The 18,358-nt window shown below is 55.2% G+C and carries 15 protein-coding genes; 2 read left to right on the plus strand and 13 right to left on the minus strand.

Annotated features, from left to right (window positions below):
* Positions 1-429: 429 nt before the first annotated feature.
* From JW885_09430 to JW885_09440, 3 genes are all read right to left on the minus strand, one after another.
* On the minus strand, positions 430-1,389 hold the full coding sequence (locus JW885_09430; GenBank protein MBN1882382.1) for a 2-hydroxyacid dehydrogenase: 960 nt from the start codon (positions 1,387-1,389) through the stop codon (positions 430-432).
* Between the two features lie 102 nt (positions 1,390-1,491).
* Positions 1,492-2,256: a hemolysin III family protein gene (locus tag JW885_09435; GenBank protein MBN1882383.1), complete on the minus strand. Its 765-nt coding sequence runs from the start codon at positions 2,254-2,256 to the stop codon at positions 1,492-1,494.
* A 173-nt stretch (positions 2,257-2,429) separates the two neighbouring features.
* A complete protein-coding gene (locus JW885_09440) occupies positions 2,430-3,008 on the minus strand; it encodes a tetratricopeptide repeat protein (GenBank protein MBN1882384.1) in 579 nt (192 codons plus the stop codon).
* A gap of 267 nt (positions 3,009-3,275) precedes the next feature.
* Between JW885_09440 and JW885_09445 the strand changes: the two genes are divergently transcribed.
* Entirely contained in the window at positions 3,276-3,623 is a 348-nt protein-coding gene (locus JW885_09445) for a hypothetical protein (GenBank protein MBN1882385.1), read from the plus strand.
* A 155-nt stretch (positions 3,624-3,778) separates the two neighbouring features.
* On the opposite strand, the gene JW885_09450 is transcribed toward JW885_09445, so the two are convergent.
* Both JW885_09450 and JW885_09455 read right to left on the minus strand, forming a co-directional pair.
* Positions 3,779-4,684, minus strand: coding sequence for a M23 family metallopeptidase (locus tag JW885_09450; protein ID MBN1882386.1), 906 nt, complete (start codon positions 4,682-4,684; stop codon positions 3,779-3,781).
* Positions 4,685-4,836: 152 nt separating this feature from the next.
* A complete protein-coding gene (locus JW885_09455; GenBank protein MBN1882387.1) occupies positions 4,837-5,760 on the minus strand; it encodes a M23 family metallopeptidase in 924 nt (307 codons plus the stop codon).
* A 266-nt stretch (positions 5,761-6,026) separates the two neighbouring features.
* Here JW885_09455 and JW885_09460 point away from each other — a divergent pair, with 266 nt between their 5' ends.
* Positions 6,027-6,680, plus strand: a complete 654-nt coding sequence (locus tag JW885_09460) for an epoxyqueuosine reductase (protein ID MBN1882388.1) — start codon at positions 6,027-6,029, stop codon at positions 6,678-6,680.
* A gap of 203 nt (positions 6,681-6,883) precedes the next feature.
* Here JW885_09460 and JW885_09465 read toward each other — a convergent pair whose 3' ends face one another.
* From JW885_09465 to JW885_09500, 8 genes are all read right to left on the minus strand, one after another.
* The gene (locus JW885_09465; GenBank protein ID MBN1882389.1) at positions 6,884-7,303 is read right to left on the minus strand and encodes a hypothetical protein; all 420 of its coding nucleotides are present in this window, start codon (positions 7,301-7,303) and stop codon (positions 6,884-6,886) included.
* A gap of 460 nt (positions 7,304-7,763) precedes the next feature.
* On the minus strand, positions 7,764-9,449 hold the full coding sequence (locus JW885_09470; protein ID MBN1882390.1) for an amidohydrolase family protein: 1,686 nt from the start codon (positions 9,447-9,449) through the stop codon (positions 7,764-7,766).
* 35 nt (positions 9,450-9,484) lie between these two features.
* Positions 9,485-10,111, minus strand: a complete 627-nt coding sequence (locus JW885_09475; GenBank protein ID MBN1882391.1) for a 4-vinyl reductase — start codon at positions 10,109-10,111, stop codon at positions 9,485-9,487.
* Positions 10,112-10,174: 63 nt separating this feature from the next.
* Positions 10,175-11,767, minus strand: a complete 1,593-nt coding sequence (locus JW885_09480; GenBank protein MBN1882392.1) for an amidohydrolase — start codon at positions 11,765-11,767, stop codon at positions 10,175-10,177.
* 233 nt (positions 11,768-12,000) lie between these two features.
* Positions 12,001-13,290: a serine/threonine-protein phosphatase gene (locus JW885_09485; GenBank protein MBN1882393.1), complete on the minus strand. Its 1,290-nt coding sequence runs from the start codon at positions 13,288-13,290 to the stop codon at positions 12,001-12,003.
* Positions 13,291-13,372: 82 nt separating this feature from the next.
* Entirely contained in the window at positions 13,373-15,439 is a 2,067-nt protein-coding gene (locus tag JW885_09490) for a serine/threonine protein kinase (GenBank protein MBN1882394.1), read from the minus strand.
* A gap of 89 nt (positions 15,440-15,528) precedes the next feature.
* Positions 15,529-16,722: a L,D-transpeptidase family protein gene (locus JW885_09495; GenBank protein MBN1882395.1), complete on the minus strand. Its 1,194-nt coding sequence runs from the start codon at positions 16,720-16,722 to the stop codon at positions 15,529-15,531.
* Between the two features lie 59 nt (positions 16,723-16,781).
* Positions 16,782-18,335, minus strand: a complete 1,554-nt coding sequence (locus JW885_09500; protein ID MBN1882396.1) for a protein kinase — start codon at positions 18,333-18,335, stop codon at positions 16,782-16,784.
* Positions 18,336-18,358 lie beyond the last annotated feature (23 nt).

Genomic DNA, 18,358 nt, shown 5'->3' on the forward strand with positions numbered 1-18,358 from the left:
TATGTCGACCTCCACCGATGGCGGGAGGGCCCCGAAAGACCCGTTCGGGTAAACATCCACCCCAACAGTATCACATGCGGCAGGCTCGGGGGGTGAATCGACGGTGTCGCAGTCACAGAACAATCCCCCAGCATCCGAACGGAGTCGTTCCCGCACGCATCAAGCCGTACGTCGAACAAACCATGTTCCGACAGCCCGTCTGTTGCACATCAAGACGCCTTTCCCATATCCGTCGTATGATCGGTGCTCTGTTATGGAAATCCTGCCCTAAAACCGGACGATACAGAGTAAAATTGTAATCCAACCGGAATTGAAAATCAAACCTTTAAATCAATCCCGTGTCTATACAATCCTCCACAATACCGGCACAGAAAAAGGGAAGCGCGTTACGCTTCCCCGTTCATCTGACATCTCGATATCCAGATATCGTTACGGCAGGTTGGGATTTTTCACATAGAGGGGTCGTTCGCCCCGATCAATGCGGCGGATATTCTCCGCCACTTCTGAGACGATCCCCCGCATGGTACTGTCTGTCGATCCGGCGATGTGCGGAGTGGCGAGCACGTTGAGGGTGAAAATCGGGTCGTCGAAATCCGGCGGCTCCTTCCAGAACACGTCCAACCCTGCTCCGGCGATGACTCCCTCTTCCAGGGCCTCCTCCAGAGCATCCCGATCCACAAGGGCGCCCCGGGAGAGGTTGATGAGAAAGGCGGATGGCTTCATCATCGCCAGGGTGTTTTCGTTGATCATTCGTCGGGTATCGTCCGTCGCCGGGAGACACAATACCACGTAATCGGAGCGCTCGAGAAGCTCCGGCAGGTCATCCGGCCCGCCCACCCAGGAGAGACCCAGTTCCTTCTTCGCCCGCTCCTGCCCTGTCCTCTTGATGCCGATGAGCTCGACGCCAAAGGGTGCCAGCCGCAGGGCGAGGCTTTTTGCGATGGCCCCCAGCCCCACCAGCCCTACGGTGGCGCCGACAAGGGATCGACCCTGGGGCCTTCCCATACTTCCGTTCTGGAAGCTTTCCGGCCATTCCGAAAAATTGCGGGCGAGGCCCACCATTAAGAATATTCCCAGCTCCGCGACGGAATCGGCGTTTCCGGAGACATCTCCGGGCACGTTCGCCACATAAATCCCACCCTCGGTGGCGGCCTCAATGTCAATATTCTCCAGGCCCACCCCGCACTGTTGGATGAGCCTCATACGATCGGCGGTTTCGACCAGTTCCCGGGGAATCTGTGTCATCGTGGGGATCAGGACGTCATATCCGGCAAGGGTCTCGGCACCGAAGAAGCCGGTGTGATCAAACCGGTGCTCGGGAACTTCTTTTTTGATCCTATCCAAAAAGCCTGCCCAGGCGGTTTCCGGGGCGGTAAAAAGTATATTCATTACATTTCTCCGCTCGATGCAGGTCTTCCCTCAAAAACAGGGCGTCCCCTCCCGTATCCCGATCGGCGTGCGGATCGAATGGACGAAAGCGGCTCCGGAACATCAGGCAACGTGGGTCAGGTGAAGGACAATCCCCATATACTGACACACACTCCCCCCCAGCACGAACAGGTGCCACACGGCATGGTGATACGGCATTTTTTTCAGGGCGTAGAATATCACTCCCGCGGTGTAGCTGACTCCTCCGATCACCAGCCACATCACGGTACCCGGGGGAACCATTTGGATCATCGGTTTTACCGCGATAATGATCAGCCACCCCATGGCCACATATAGAACGATGGCCGTCTTTTCGAAGCGGCCCATGAAAAAGGCCTTCAACACCACTCCGGCGACGGCCAGCCCCCAAATCAGCCCGAAGATGGTCCATCCCCATGGACCCCGCATGCAGACGAGGGTTATCGGGGTGTATGTCCCGGCAATCAACAGGAAGATGGAAATATGATCCATCTTCCTGAAAAAGCGCTTCAGTCTGATATTGGTGAGGGAGTGATACAGGGTTGAGGCAATGTACAGGATGATGAGGGTTGCGCCGTATATGGAAAAACTCACCACCCGCCAGGCGTCGCCCCGCATCGTCGCAAACACCACCAACAGCACCAGCCCGGCAATGCTCAGCGCGACACCGATCCCGTGGGTGACGGCATTTGCGATTTCCTCTCCTGTGGTTTGCTCCTTCAGACGGGCCGTAACCGCCTCGTGGGCGGGGTTTTTCGCCGCGGTGCATGTGCTATCGCTTTTTTCGGATACACTCACGATACCCTGCGATGCGCCTCTGGTATCCCTCCCATGTTTCGACCGCCTCATAAATATATTCCCTTCCTTCCTCAAAAACACAGCATCTCATATACGGAGACTATACTACATAGCAGTAATAGGAACAATATTCAAGCGTATAATACCGGACGGAAAACATGAAAAACGACCGACACCCAAGTCGGTCGTTTTTCATATCGGCGTTATACACATATCTCTGGTGCCTATCCCGAGGATCCCCCGCCCCTCTTCACCTCTTTCAACAACCTATTATAATCGTTACACCCCTCCGGCGAGCCCCTCTCGCAGGCTTTCAAATAGCTTTCAAGCGCCATCTCGACGCTTTCCATCTTCTCGTGGGCAAACCCTTGGTAATAGTAGGCGGCGGAATTGGTACCATCCTCCTCTATACAACGGGAAAAATCAGACACCGCCGTCGAATAGTCTTCAATCATCAGGTAGCAGTACCCGCGATGATAGAATACCTCTGCGGGTGATGAGCGAAGCGCCAGGTATTGATCATAATCATCAATGGCCTTGCCGTATTCCTTCATCCTTTCATAGACCCTTCCCCGACCATAGTATCCTTTAGCCTGATCGTCCTCATGCCCAAATATATTCACAGTACTGTATTTGATCACCCGGCTGAACATCGTCAATGCGGTATTCAGATCGCCGTTTTCTATCGATTTATTTGCCTTCTTGATCCACAACAGGGGAAGATTCACATACACCATTGTCAGCATAACAATAAGGCAAAAAGATACGACAATGATCGAATAGGTCCGATTCTTCTCTTTCATGGATGCCATGTGTCACCTGCCGAGATATGTGATGGTAAGTATACGATAAAGCGGCCACGACACGAACCATCATCACAGGAACGTGTCGCCCACAAGACAATTGTCAAACAGACACATAGAGAGACGGTCGCTCACATATACAGTAATTTGAATCATTCAAACATATATGATACAATATCATACAAATTGAAATGGCATGATCTTATTATTATACATCTATCATACCGATATTATATAGTTACTTTTATCGCATGTAAAGGAGTCAATATGGAAGAGAAAAAGAGTTATGAAGTAAGACTGGAAGAGCAACTGAAACAACTGGCTACCAATATAGACAAGCTCGCTGAAAAGGTTGGGAAAACCGGTGGCGAATTGCGCGTGAAATACAACGAACAGGTTGAAGAACTCAAAAAGAACATGTCTTCGGCAAACGTCAAATTCACCGAACTCAAGGGAACCAGCGGTGAAGCCTGGGCAGAGCTGAAGATTGGATTCGAAAAGGCATTCGGCGCCCTCAAGGATGCATTCAAAAACGCATCAGCGAAAATAAACACCGACTCTTCTGCCACGGAAGAAAAGCCGAAATCAACCGCTGAAGAAAAACCCCCTGAATAGACTGCATACACTCTTACATAACCACGCATAAAAACGGGCGGTAAGATCAGATGCTTCCGTCCGTTTCCCTTCCATACGTCTTTTTTGTTAACAAAGTAAACGGTTACAAAATAATACGGATAAGCCCGTAATGACCGGCCCTATCTCGTCCGTTTTCAGTTGAGAATAAACAATACAGGATTGACGGGAACCCCGTTGACATGCACCTCGTAGTGGAGGTGAGGGCCGGTCGTACGGCCGGTATTGCCGAGGGTACCGATATAATCTCCCCGCTTGAGAAAGTCCCCTTCCTTGACATCGATACTGTAGAGATGTCCGTACGCGGTATGGTATCCAAATCCGTGGGAAACTACCACGAATTTTCCATACCCGCCCTTGATGCCGGAAAATGTGACAATCCCGTCGGCCGGGGCGTAAATCGGCGTACCGGGCCTGTTGGCGATATCAATCCCTTCATGCATGCGGCCCCAGCGATATCCAAAACCCGAGGTGACGAATCCCCGTGTGGGCCACACGGAGGGGGTGCAGGCCAGGAGATTTTCCTGTTCCTCCAAGAAGCTGAACAACTCCTGGAGACTTTCTTCCCGTATCCTGGCCTTTTCTTCCAGGAGTTCAATTTCCGATTTCAGTTCGCTGATAATCTCATCCTGATCCGGTTTTTCCCTTCCGATCATTGAATCATCACCCATGGGACCGCCGATGCCGAAGAGGTCCTCTCCGGTGAAATCGTCGTCGCTGCATGCGATACTCATAAGCTCCGTTTCAATCTCGGTCAGCGACAATACGTTCGCACTGAGCGCCGCATATTCCTCCTGAAAACCCTCCAGTTCCTCTGTATATTGGAGGTTTTCATCCATCAGGGCGTAGACCTCGAGGGCCTTTATTTGAACATCAAAATAGGTTGCGATCATGCTGACGGCGACGGTCAGGAGAAATAGGGTGGCAAGTCCGACGCAAAAAAGTGCATGATTGGAAATCCGCACTTTTTTCAACCGGAATCCTTGGTCGGGGGAAATGACGATCGTATAGTACTGCTTGCGAAACATCTTTTCAAACATCATATATGAGCATTCACATCAAACATAAATACAACCGCCACACCCAAACAGCCCATATAGTATAGGAAAAAAATGAGAACAAACAATCACTCAATATATATCTTTAGCAAAATACGCACAAGCTGTCAAGAAAATTAGTAAAATTTAATTATCTCTTAATTGAGGATATAATTCATTGGATCCACCGGAACACCGTTGATATGCACCTCATAGTGGAGATGAGAGCCGACACACTTTCCGGTGCATCCCATTAAACCGAGTTTGTCAACCCCCCGCTTTACCGTGTCCCCCTCGTCGACCAGGATGGAACTCATGTGGGCGTAAAGGCTCTCCATGCCGTATCCATGATCAACGACGACACAAAACCCGTATCCGGACCTGACGCCCGTAAAGGATACTATGCCGTCGGCGCCTGTGTAAATCGGCGTACCGTGCTTGTTTGCGATATCGATTCCTTCATGCATTCGCAGCTTCTTGGTGTAGGGATCCCGACGATAGCCGAAACCTGAACAGATGAATCCCTTTGTCGGCTTGACGGATGGTGTAGATGAAAGGAAGTTTTCCTGACCTTCGAGAAAACTGATAAGCTCTGTAAAACTTCTTTCCTGGAGTTCCGTTCGCTCTGTAAGCTCTTCTATCTCGCTGTTCAGCCTGGCAACCGTTATCCGGTACTGCTCTTCATTGCTCAGATCGATCGGACCTCCACCATCGCCTCCACCGCCGATACCGAATATTTCCTCTCCCTTGATTCCGTCCTCAATACCGGCGATCTCGAAGAATCGGGAATTGGCGGCGGCCAGCCCCTCGAGGCGCCCGGTTATATCCGAGTACAGCTCCTCGAATTCCGCAAGGCACTCTTCATGCCGATGGTTTTCTTCGGTCAGGCGTATGAGGTCCTGAATCGTTTGGCGCATCTGAACAAATTGGGCGAGCATAACCCCTATCAAACAGGATATCCCCACAAACATGATACACGTAATCCCAAGGGTTACGCTCGATATCCTGATTCGTCTGACGGTGGATGTGGGATCCTGGGGAGACCGGGCGATAATAATGGTATAATAGTTTTTCTTAAACATAATGAGTATGATAGTTTATTTTGATTAATTGTAATATTTTTTCCAATAATATCGGATAATTGGGGGCGCGTCAAACAAATTAGAAATATTTAATTTTAACGAAAGCACGCACATAATGGGGCCGTGTGCATCCGAGGATGTACACATACGGGATATGTAAATGATGAGGACACAATATGTTGGGAACACCGGCGGAGAGATGGTGTCGATATAAACATAAAAATATCAGGCATTGTGTGTCGTAACAATAAAAAGGACTTTTTCTCATGAACGAGGCGTACGCCACCCTTGTACGAACCTTGTCTGCGCTCTCTGTATCCGCATGGGGCATCGCCGATACTCGAAGGCTCTCCCCCCTCTGCGGGGAATATCCCTCGGCCCTGTCGATCATGCTGGCCTATGAGCCCCCCTCCCGCCCGGACGACGAGGAGACGTTTTTTCATATTCTTGAGGATGTCCGATCGAGGATGTCGCAAATCACGGCCTATGTATCACGGTTTCTCGACCGGCGGGATATTTCCCACGCCGTCGTCCCCCAGGGCGGCCAGGATCAAAAAACCCTTAAGGCCTGTTTCTCCCACAAATCGGCGGCGGTCCTCGCCGGCCTGGGATGGATCGGGAAAAACTGCCTTTTTGTCACTCCGGAATTCGGCCCTAGGGTCAGCCTCGCCACCATCCTCATCGGCCGCAGGCTTCCCCCCGGCACGCCCATAACAAAGAGCCTCTGCGGCACGTGCGCCGCATGCGTCGAAGCCTGTCCCGGAAGATTCATCACAGGCCTCCCATGGAGACCGGGGACACCCCGGGAAAACCTGCTTGACGCCCATAGGTGCAACAACTTCAGGGAGGGTTTTTGGCCCCTCCTGGGTCGAAAGAGCGAATGCGGTCGGTGTCTCCTGGTCTGCCCTCAAGGACGATGATGATACACGAAAGGGGCCGCACACGGCGGCCCGCATAAAGACACACACGGGGCGCGGTCTGTTTCCGCACCCCGTGTACATTACTTATCTCTATTGAGGTATCAATTACCCGGCACAAAACGCCCTGCCATAGGTATCGCAACGGTTCATCCATCGGCACCGGATGAACATCGTGTACACCCCAGACAGTTTCACGAAACCGTCTACGCAGCCTTTCGCCGGATGATCTGTCCCCCGCGGTCGAAACGCGCCCTTCCCTCCAGGAATGTCCGCGCCTTGATGTGAGCGTCCCGACTCATATGTCCGGCAAGGAGTTTCCGATCAAGGGTATCGAACATCGATCCGATATCCTCGATCACATCGAACAGGACCGTATCCGCCGTCTCTCCCGCATCCAGGGGGATAAATGCCTGGGCGGAACCGATCAGTACGACCATCAGGAGAACCACAGATATCAAAAACGACCAGAGCAAAAGTTTTGTTATCTCTATAATTACAGACCAGTCCGAAGAGAGGGCGGAGGATTCGGACGCCTCCACAACGCCGCCGAAGACCAGTGTCAAGAAGACACAGACAGCAATCAAAGGAATCGGCTCCAGAGATCCCTTTCTGTTTGCACCCATACACTCCTCCTCAGGTTTTTCGACACGGAGCAATCAATACAATCGCCCTGATGCGCTACAAGAGAAACATCTGAGATGTATAACACGTTTGATGTGCGAGGCTGCCGGGTGAGAGCGATGAGAAAAATATCAACAGGGAAAGCGAGATACGATGTGTCAAGATCCATTCATGACGAAAATGATGTGAACGATCACCACATATACCAACGGTATAACGGAGAAGACTCCCTCCTGCGGCACACATGAACATTGTAGCAAAAAAAAGATGCGACACAAAGAAAAAAACACGTTTCTCCATGATCATATTTTTAAGGCACCCAGGGTTTCTGGTGACTCGAACGCGGGAAGGAATCCGCCGGGATCGGTCTCATCGTATCAGGTATGTCGCACACGAGCAGATCGTCCCGTTATCCGTCGCCTTTCTGTTCGTGCCCATAGTTTATACATGTATCACGGCGGTTTATGTGTCGCCCCGCCTCACCCCCCGTCCCCCCCGATCTCCGGTCAACTCCCCCCCGTCGACGGCCACCACCCCGTTTACCAATACGTACTCGATGCCGTCCGCGTACTGGTGGGGATCCTGGTACGTCGCCGTATCCATGATGGTGTCGGGATTGAAAATCGTTACGTCCGCATAGGCGCCTTGCCGTATGACGCCCCGGTTCGAGATATTGAATTTTTCGGCCGGCAGCGACGTCATGGATCGGATGCACTCGGTGAGACCTATGATTTTTTCATCCAGGGCAAACCGGCGGATCTTTTTCGGAAACGCGCCATACAACCGGGGATGGGGCTTGAAAAATCCCTTCGGGATGACCATACCGTCCGATGATGTCATGACGTAATCCGCCGTCATCAATTCCCGGACGGTTTCCATCTCCATTATGAAAAAAATCCCAAGCGGCGCGGGCATGTCGCACACCATCTCCGTGTAAATTTGTGCCGGGTCCCTCCCCACATCAACGGCGATCTCTTGAAGCGTTTTACCCTCCCAGGATTTCTCTCCCTCATACATCACGCTAATGAGGATCTTCTCCGGTGGGAGATACTCGAAGACATCACCGATGGCCCGCGTCACCTCCCCCCTTTTCTCCTTCGTTCGGTATTCATCCCGGATGCCCTGCTGATACACCATCTCGACAGGCAGCAGTATCGTCAGCTGGGTGCTCCCGGCGTCATAGGGATACTGGTCGGCGGTTATGTCCAGTCCTTCGCTCCGAGCCGATTCGATCGCCTCCAGAATGTCCCGGGCGGCTACATTGTTGTGGGGAGCCGAGGCCTTCAGGTGCGAAATTTGAACCGGGATCTCCGCCTCGCGGCAGATGTGGGCCGCCTCCCTGATGGAGGCAACCACACCAAACACACCGTTTTCATCCAGAGCGCCGGATTCATCCCGCATGTGTGTGGCGTACAGCCCCCCCCGCTTCGCCACCTCCCGGGAAACCTCCACCAGCTCGTCGGTATCGGTCAGAAAACCGGGATAGTACTCCAGCCCCGTTGATATCCCCACCGCACCCATATCCATTATTTCCCTGATCCTGCCGATAAGTCTGTCTTTCTGTTTTTTTGTGAGTGTCGTCGGCTGGTCTTCCCCAAAGAGCTCCTCTCGGACGATCCCATGGGGAATCAGGTGCAGTACATTGGTCCCGAAACCGATCCGGTTCACCATGTCTAACCAGTATTCAAGATCAACATACCCGTATCCGCAGTTGCCGGTCACCACCGTCGTCACACCCTGACTCACGTAGTTATAGTTACCCTTGAAGGAGGGAATAATGTATGCCAGGTTTTTCTTCCATCCGGCCCGCTCGAACGTCAAATCGCTGTGATTGTGCACGTCGATGAATCCCGGAGCGACGATCAGCCCCTCGGCATTAATGACCTTCCCGGCCATACCGGAAAGCTCTCCGACGGCGATGATGCGTTCCCCCACAATCCCCACATCCGCCGGATACATCAACGCCGATACGCCGTCACACACCGTACCGCCCCGGATTACCATATCAAAATCGGCGTTCCAGGGTCCCTGTGCACAGGAGGTTAAAAAACCGTACCCCCCCCCAACAAAAAGGCCTGCGGCCGCACCGCTCCCCTTTAGAAATTGTCGTCTGCTCAACCTCGCTTTTGTGTCACGCTCCACGCTCATCTGGCAACTCCTCAAACTTCACCGACAGCAATCGACTATTCTTCGGGCCGATGCATCACAAACCGACACATCGCATCGCCGGTGGCAATGCAGTGGGTTTCCTCCACCTTGATTCCCCGACCGGTCACCCACCGGGCGATGCCGAACTGGAATCCAAGCTGGGCATGACAAATCGGCTTTTCGGCCTTCACACCAATACACCAGTGACACGGCGCTATTTCCAGCACCACACCCTCATCCACGTCATAATAGGTAAAGATGTCACCTTGGATCACCCGTGACGCCTCCACCATGATACCGTAAATTCTTCGAAACTCCTGGAACGCCTCTTCGACATTCCGCTCTTTTGGGGTGATGCCGTCGATGTTGAAGAGCTCGGGGAACTGCTCGTTCATTATCTCGAATCCTTTAATGCCGCCCCGAAACATGATCGGGCGCACCCCCTGCTCTCCCATCACATCAATAAATCCCCGCATCAGAGCCGAAAAATCTCCGGAGGGATGCTCTTCCTCCATATTATTCGGAGGAAAGTTGTCCCTGAACTTGGTCATACCGCTGTAATTGAGAATCGCGTTCAGGCCCGATTTGCCCAGGATCTCCTCGGCTGTTGCCAGAATCATGTAATACAGCTGGTTTGGAAATTTTTCCTTCATGTGTCCCATGTCGAATTACCTCGTTTCATTGATCACGTAAGTTCCCATGTTTTTACATGAAGTCTAAAAAGATCAGCGTTCCCACACCGTCTCGCCGCCGATGACGGTCCTCATAACCAGAATATCCCTGAGGGACTCGGGCGGAACCGTCAGAGGATTTTTATCCAGCACCACAAGGTCCGCCGGCAATCCCGGCGTAATGGTCCCCCGGAGCCCCTCTTGAAAGGAGGCAAACGCCGCCCAGCGGGTATACAGGGAGAGGGCCTCGAACACGCTCAGTGCCTGATCCGCGGTAAATCCGTCCCGAATCACCGTCCCCCAGACCCCCGCCATCACGTTCGGGTCCTCAATGGGGGAATCGGACCCGCCGCACACCGGAATTCCCCCGTCGATGGCAGACCGTATCGGATAGACCCGAGAGAGGCGCTCCCCCACCCGGGTCTTCATCCAGGAGCCCTCCGATACGATAAAGGAAGGCTGAAAGGAAAGGATCAGCTCCGCCTCCCTGATCTTCGAAAACAGCTCCGGGGCGATCATGCCCGCATGTTCGATGCGATGCCTGAGCCCCTTCTTTCCGAGAGATTTCTGCGCTTCTAAGAATATATCCACCATCTCCGCCACTCCCCGATCCCCGATGGCGTGCACCGCCACCTGGACCCCCTCGTCATGAGCGGAAAAGATGAGCTGTTTCAGAAACTCCAGGTTCTTGACCAGCATCCCCCGCTCGCCGGGTTGGTCGTGATAATCCTCGGTGAAATAGGCGGTTCGGCTGCCGAAGGTGCCGTCGGCAAACATCTTCAACGCCCCGCCGCATACGCGGCCGTCCTTCTTCTCCCCCCCGAACTGCTCGATGATCACCTTCACCGCCTCGGCGGCGTCCGGGGCCGCGATCAGCGGATATGAGCTGATCGGGATCTCCGACTCGAACAGTTTGAAGATCGGCACCTCAAAAGGCCCCAGTCCGCCTGAGGGTCCGTCCTCTCCTGTCTGCAGGATATTATGCACACACACGATGCCGTAGGAAAGGAGTCGCTGAACGAATTCCATACTTCCCCGCCGGAACTCCTCCATCTCGGGTATCGGCATGGCTGATATGACCGGCTGGATGGCCAGCTCCTTCAATACACCAATGAGCTTCCCGTCCTTCTTCCCGATGACCCCGCCCTCGGGATCGGGGGTGTCAATCGTGATTCCGGCGGCGTTCAGGGCCAGGGTGTTGACCAGGGCGCTGTGCCCATCGTACCTGAGCAGCACCAGTGGGTTTTTAGGAGCCGCCTCGTCCAGTTCCAAAAGCGTCGGCATCCTGCCTTCTTTGTAATCATCCTCCCGAAACCGCATGCCCAAAAGCCACTTCCCCGGCTCAACTTCTCCTGTCCGATCACGAACGATCGTCAGCAATTCTTTGACCGACGCAACCTTCGCCAGATCCAGGTTCATGGTAAAAAAGGAGGACAGCACCATATGAAGGTGACAGTCGGTAAAACCGGGCAGCAGCACACCACCGTGCATGTCTACCTCAACGAAGTCCGAGACCAGAAGCTTTTTCATCTCAGAAATCGTGCCCGTTCCCGCGATAACGTCGTCGATGACCGCACAGGCAGTATGTTGATCATCTTCATGTTCCATAGTAATAATGGTTCCGTTTGTGAAGAGATATCGTGCCATTATCTTTTCCTTTTCCGTGATGCGTCCCGATGGTGTTAAAACGGCGCCCCGCCCGTCGTATCACAGGTCCGGCCGTGTCCGGATCGCCGAGACGGGTAAAATATCATATACCGTTGCTTCGCCCTTTTCGCTTTCCCGATTTTCTATATATTATGATCCCCGGTGATGACGACATGTTTCAATGCGTGATACCAGAATGAGATAGCTTCTTTGGGCTTCATCAGATTATCGGATTAATATTGCCCTTCTCCCGGGATTGTTTTTGTCGGTTCCGGGATGACCGAATCGGCGGAAGGTGTATCGCCGCTTTCCATTCGTGGGGGATCGTCCGTGGTCGATGAGACCGCACCGCCGGCATCCGTATCCGAGTCTTCCCCCCCGGGCGGCGTCTCGGAATCGGGGGCCCCGCTGGGTATATTGGGGAAACCCGGCCCGACTGCCGGCGCCGGCAGCGTGCCCGGAGACGTTTCGATCATCAACTCCGACGGGGCGATCGGCCCGTCGTTCTTCGATCGGTCTTCGTTTCCGCTTCCCCCGGCGAGGTGCGCCACCACATATGATACCAGAAAGATAAATACAAGGCTCAATACACCCACCGCCGTCATAAGGATGGTGCGAATATTGATATTTTCAGGCCCCCGCCGCACATGTTCCCCATCCTTTTCTTCGGTGGTGATGATTTTTTCCGTAATCGGACCGGTCCGGGGCAGGGCAAGGGCGAGGGTCCTGTTTCTTTTAAACCTGCCGAACTGGACGGCGACGGCGGTGATATTATCGTGCCCCTCCCGGAAATTCGCCAGATCCACCAGCCGTTCGCACGCCTTCTGGACGCTTCGCTCTCCGTGAAACGCCCCCAGGATCTCCTCCTCGCCGACCAGGTCCCATAGCCCGTCGGAGCAGAGAAACAGCACGTCACCGTCCTGGAGAAACAGCTCGACCGGCTCATCCACCGTCACCGGCTCCCCCGCACCGAGAGAGCGCAAAATGATATTTTTCTGGGGGAAGTCCTTCGCCTCCTCGGGCGTGAGCTTCCCCTCCCGGACGAGTTTTCCCACAAAGGAATGGTCCTCGGTAACCGGTACGATCTCGTCGTTTCTGAGGTGATAGGCCCGGCTGTCTCCCACATGCCCGATGTACGCCCGATTCCCGACGACAAACACCCCGGTGAACGTGGTTCCCGGAGGCTTATCGCCACCGCCCCCCGCCTCTCGGACCCGCTCGTCCGCCGCCCGGACGACCCCGGCCACGGCTTCCGGTACGGTCTCTCCCAGCGTCTCCAGGCGGGAGTACCCGGACGGACGCATTGCGTCCATGACGGTCCTGACAGCCGTCCTGCTGGCCACATCTCCCCCCACATGCCCCCCCATACCGTCGGCAACCACCAGGACCGCCCGGACTCCGAGGCTACCGCGATCTTCTTCATTGATGGTCATGGCCACGAAGCTGTCTTCATTCTTCTCACGCACCCGACCGACATCGGTCTTGCCGCCCAGGGTGATTTTCAATTCATCTCCAGGTCCCATAATTGATCCCTGTTACGTTTCTGATATGGTCCAGTTTGCACCTTCTCATCTCTTTGCCGGAGGTGGAGAGCGATGGTATTATCTATTCATAGGAGCCCAAATATAGATCCCCGGATCCATCCAGTCCAAACGTGTAGACATAGATATAATACTCGTCGCTCTGATATTCCCACTCGTTGTAGTGGTAATCATAGGAATAATAAGTGTAGGTCAGCTCATCGATCAGTTCCAGAATTCCGTTTCCGTCTCGATCTTCGAAATATATATAGTGATCCGCATTATACGCCCAGTCGCTGGGGGCGCCCAGTTGGTCCTCCCCAAAGACGGTATACACGGTATTGACATACCCCCCTTTCAGGGCGAACAGGTAGTAGGCAACACCGCCGAAGCCCGAGGAGTAATTGCTGACATATGCCTCCAGCTCATCCACTCCATCATTGTTGACGTCGACTGTATTTATCTCGCAGTAGTCGCCTTCAATGACAAGGAGTTCTTTGTGCCATCCACCGTCACAGGTGATGAGCCACACCTCGGAGACCTCACTGACGTTGGATTGGTTGTAATCCTCAAAGGACACGATCGCCTCTCGCCTGTTCGGGGCGGTGAACGAGCCCTCAAAGTAATAGACATTCATCAGGTCGTAACTCGCCCCCTCTTCATTCGCTGTGGAGGCGAACACCGATCTGATGATCGATTCGTCGAGATAATCATCACAGCCGGAGCCGAACAATCTTCCGCCGGACATCGGGGAACCTCCCCCGGGAGCACCGCCGCCGGTGACCTTCGGGATGATTGTATGCTTCATCACCCAGAAACCGATGGAACCGAGGAGAAACACAAACACAGCCGCAAGCACGCCCACGAAAATGAAGAGTATTTTTCTTCTTTGATCCGTTTGTTCGACGGGGAAGGGCACATGACCTGAAAGCGCCGCATCCGGTGCGATATCCCCTTCTTCGGCGGGGGTAAAGGCCTCCTTCCCGTCCGCCCCAGACGGGACGCCGGCCTCATCGGGAACGGTTGCCTCCAGAGGAGCCTCCGGTTCCTCTTGTGTGGGCGCCGCCCCGGCCTCTCTCCCTTTTTTCTCCCTCTCACCCTCCGGTTCCACGGAAGCCGCCCCCAGCGTTCCCTCCAGCCCCGCCCGGATATCCCGGGCGAGATCGCTCGCCGTCGGGTAGCGCCCGGCCGGATCCTCGGCCATTGCCCGGGCGATGACGAGGTCCACCCAGGGCGGGAGGGATCGATTGATCTCCGTGGGCGGGATGGGCACCTCCTTGAACTTCTTGTACATCACCTCCTGGGTGGTAGCGCCGGGAAACGGGGAGCTGCCCGTGATGAGGGTATAAAACGTGGCGGCCAGGGCGTAGATATCGCTTTTTTCGTCCACATCGCCCCCCTTGAACTGCTCCGGGCTCATGTACTCCACGGTCCCCATCGACATACCGGTGGAGGTCATTCGCTCCTCCCATACCGCCCGAGCGATGCCAAAGTCCGTAATGACCGCCCTGCCGGTGGTATCCAGAATAATGTTCGCGGGCTTGATATCCCGATGAATCACGCCCCGCTCATGGGCATGGGCAAGCCCCCCGGCGATCTGGAGGACGATGGCCGAAGCGTCATCAACGGAGAGCGGCCCCCGCTCCACGAGCTGGTCCAGGTCCTCGCCCTCCACATATTTCATGGAAAAATAGTAGGAGCCGTTATCCTCACCCACCTCGTAAATGGTAACGATGTTTGGGTGATCCAGGGTGGCGGCGTTCTTCGCCTCCCGCATGAAGCGCTGAACGAATCGATCCTTCCGGGAAAGGTTGGGGAGCAACACCTTCAGCGCCACAATCCGATCCAGGGTGGCCTGCCTGGCCTTGTAGACGATCCCCATGCCCCCCTCGCCCAGCTCGCTGATCAACTCATAATTACCGATGGATCCGGATGCAACCGTTTCATCCCGGGATGTGCCGCCGCTTTTGGGCTTCAGGCTGACGGCCGTGTGTGAGGCTTCCGACAATTCCGCTCTGAAAACCGGTCGCTCTCCCGAGGGAGACGGGGAACCATCCCCGGACCGTCTTTGTGTGACGAGAACAAACACGATGGCGGCGCCCAGAAGGATGATCAATAGTAGAAAAAAAACAAGAATCATTATCGACATCATACTCTCTCCACACTTCACGATGAAGTATCTGTATGCATCACTTGGTAAAAACTCTCGTCCTCACCTCTTTTCCCCTCGACGTTCCCCGATTATGGAACAATGGTCACCTTTGTTCCGATATCCACCGCCCGCCTGACCTTGTCGATATTTATGGGATTGAGCCGAATACAGCCGTGGGTGGCGGGAGCGCCGATCAGGTATTCCTCGTTGGTGCCGTGGATGCCGATGCCGGTCCAGGGGGGGGTCACAAGCCGGATGAACCAGGGACCGTAGGCCAGTTCGTCTTCATACCGCCAGCCCGACGCATCATGAATATTCTCGACGGTGAATTCCCCCTCCGGTGTGCGGCAGTCCCCCACCCGTTCCTTATCCTGGAGGTCCGGATTCGACCCGATGGAGACTGGAAACTCACAGACCGTCTCATTTGCGCTGTTTCTGACCTCCAGGATGTATTTACTCTTATCAATAACGATCGAATACTCCTCCCCCTCGGTCGGCTCCCACGACGGCAACTTCTTCCAGTCCTCCCCCGCGTAATCCGGGGCCAGCACCACGAAATAATCCGAAAGCCCCGCCACCATCCGCACGGAACCCATCCCCACGATCGTCACAAGCTCACCGGCCCGCCCGCCGCCGCCCATCGGATAATAGACGATCGTCGTCTCTTCCATCCCCTTATTGACGGAAACCGGCGTATAGACGCCCTCCCCGTCATCCGCAGCGGCCAGGACCGATGAAAGCACCACCGCAGGTGATACCTCGTTTTCCGCGCCGGTGGCGTCCAGGATATAGACCACGGGCTCCCGGGGCGTCGTCGAGATCAGGCGGGCCACGGCGTCTGCCCCCAGAATAACCTTCAAAAGCCCGGGGGTCAGGGTATCGTCCTCTATAAGCGTGCCCGTTCCCACGGCCCGGCGAAGGCTTTCCGCAGCGGCCTCGTCGCCGGGGTAATAGTGGATAAACGTCTCGAATCGATAGATCGGTAGAAAAAGCTCGCTCTTGACGGCGAATCCCGCGTCGGTCACGGCCCGTCTTCCCGCGGCCAATAGGTCTATCCCCAGCTTTTCCGTATACGCGCCGCAGGCGTTCTTAATGACCACATCGCCCCCCGGTCCGACCGCCGGCTCAAGGAGGGTTGAATCGCTCCCGCTCCCCGCCCGGGGCGGCTGCTGGCCCTGGGCCATCACCGTTCCCGACACGATACACAGCACCGCAAGACAAACGAAAAAGAGAGTCGCTCTCTTAATAAGTAACGATACGTTCCGTACCGATATATCCCTCATGTGTTGTTCTCCCTGAATAGTGTTAATCGCCGCCGCGGTGCCGCGTTTCCCCGACACCATCAGTAGATTCCGACGTAATCATCGATCACCCATCCGATCAGACCCGACGGTGTCTCCACCTGGTACCAGTAATCGTCGATAAACAGTTTCACGTCGGCCTTGGGGACATACCCATAATACCCCGTGCCGTCCACGTCGAACCGAATTCGATAGTTCCGGCCGTCCTCCCCGACGACCGTCACGGCATACCCCCCGCTCAACGTCATGCCGCCGCCGTGCTCCAGGGATATCGTGGTGTCCGACCAGAGTTTTCCCTCCGATGTATTCCCGGCGAGACTCTCATCCAGAACGGTCACGGAATCCCCCGAATCAAGCTGGGTGATTTTATCGTAGCCAACCCCCGGGCCGGACCTGATGTTCACGTTATCCCCGGTGATAACGCCGTAGCGCACCGACGGCTCGGGAGTCGGCGCCGGGGCGGGGGCGGGAGCCGGTGCCGATGGGGTGTGCGCCGGTGACGGAGACTCCATCGTCGGTGGTGCCATCGCCGGCGCCGTCGTCCCCCCTTCCGGGATCATCCCGGGGGTGGGTTGCGTTCTCCCCGTAAGCGCCTTGACGGCGAACAGAGCCGTGACGGCCAGACCCAGAGCGATGCACGCCGCCAGGACACCGACGATCACTTTTTTGAAAACCCTCAGAGATTTATTCACATCCTGAGCGGGTGCGGCCGGAGGGAGTTCGCCCGCCCCGTCATCCGCATGCGGCACCGCTTCCGCCACGAGCGCACCCACAGCCTGCGGGGACGTCACCTCCCGATGCTCGAGGGCTTCGATAAACTCCCGGGCCGATTGTATCCTCTCCGTCCGATCCTCCCGCATTGCGGCGCCCACGACATGGTCCGTCCATTCGGGGAGTGCAGTGTTCACTTGTGTCGGCGGTACGAGCGCACCCTCAAATTTCTGATACATCACCTCCTGGGTGGTCTTTCCCGGAAACGGGGAACTGCCGGTGAGCACATGATACAGGGTTGCTCCCAGGGCGTATACATCGCTCTCCGGTCCCGGCTCCTCTCCGCGAAACTGCTCCGGGCTCATATACTCCACCGTCCCCATTGATATGCCGGCGTCCGTCAGGCGCTCCTCCCACGCGGCCCTGGCGATGCCGAAATCGGTGATCACCGCCCGTCCGGTCTCGTCCACTATGATATTCGCGGGCTTGATATCCCGGTGGATGACGCCTTTTTCATGGGCGTGGGCCAGCCCCTGTGCCACCTGCCGGATGATGTCTACGGCCTGTTCTATCGGTATCGGTCCCCGGGAGAGCTCATCCTCCAGGTCTCCCCCCTCCATGTATTTCATGGAAAAAAAGTAGGTCCCCTCATCCTCCCCTACCTCGTAGATCGTCACGATATTCGGGTGATCCAGGGTCGCGGCGTTTTTTGCCTCCCTCAAAAACCGCTCCACAAAGCGTTCGCGGGCGGACAGATGGGGAAGAAGCACCTTGAGGGCGACGATCCTGTCCAGACCCGCCTGTTTAGCCCGATAGACGATCCCCATTCCCCCCTCGCCGATTTCCTCGACGAGATGATAATTGCCGATTACTGTCTTTCCCACAACACACCTCCTCCCGATGAAAC

The sequence above is a fragment of the Candidatus Zymogenaceae bacterium genome, from assembly GCA_016931225.1.
Taxonomy (GTDB): Bacteria; Desulfobacterota; Zymogenia; order Zymogenales; family Zymogenaceae; genus JAFGFE01.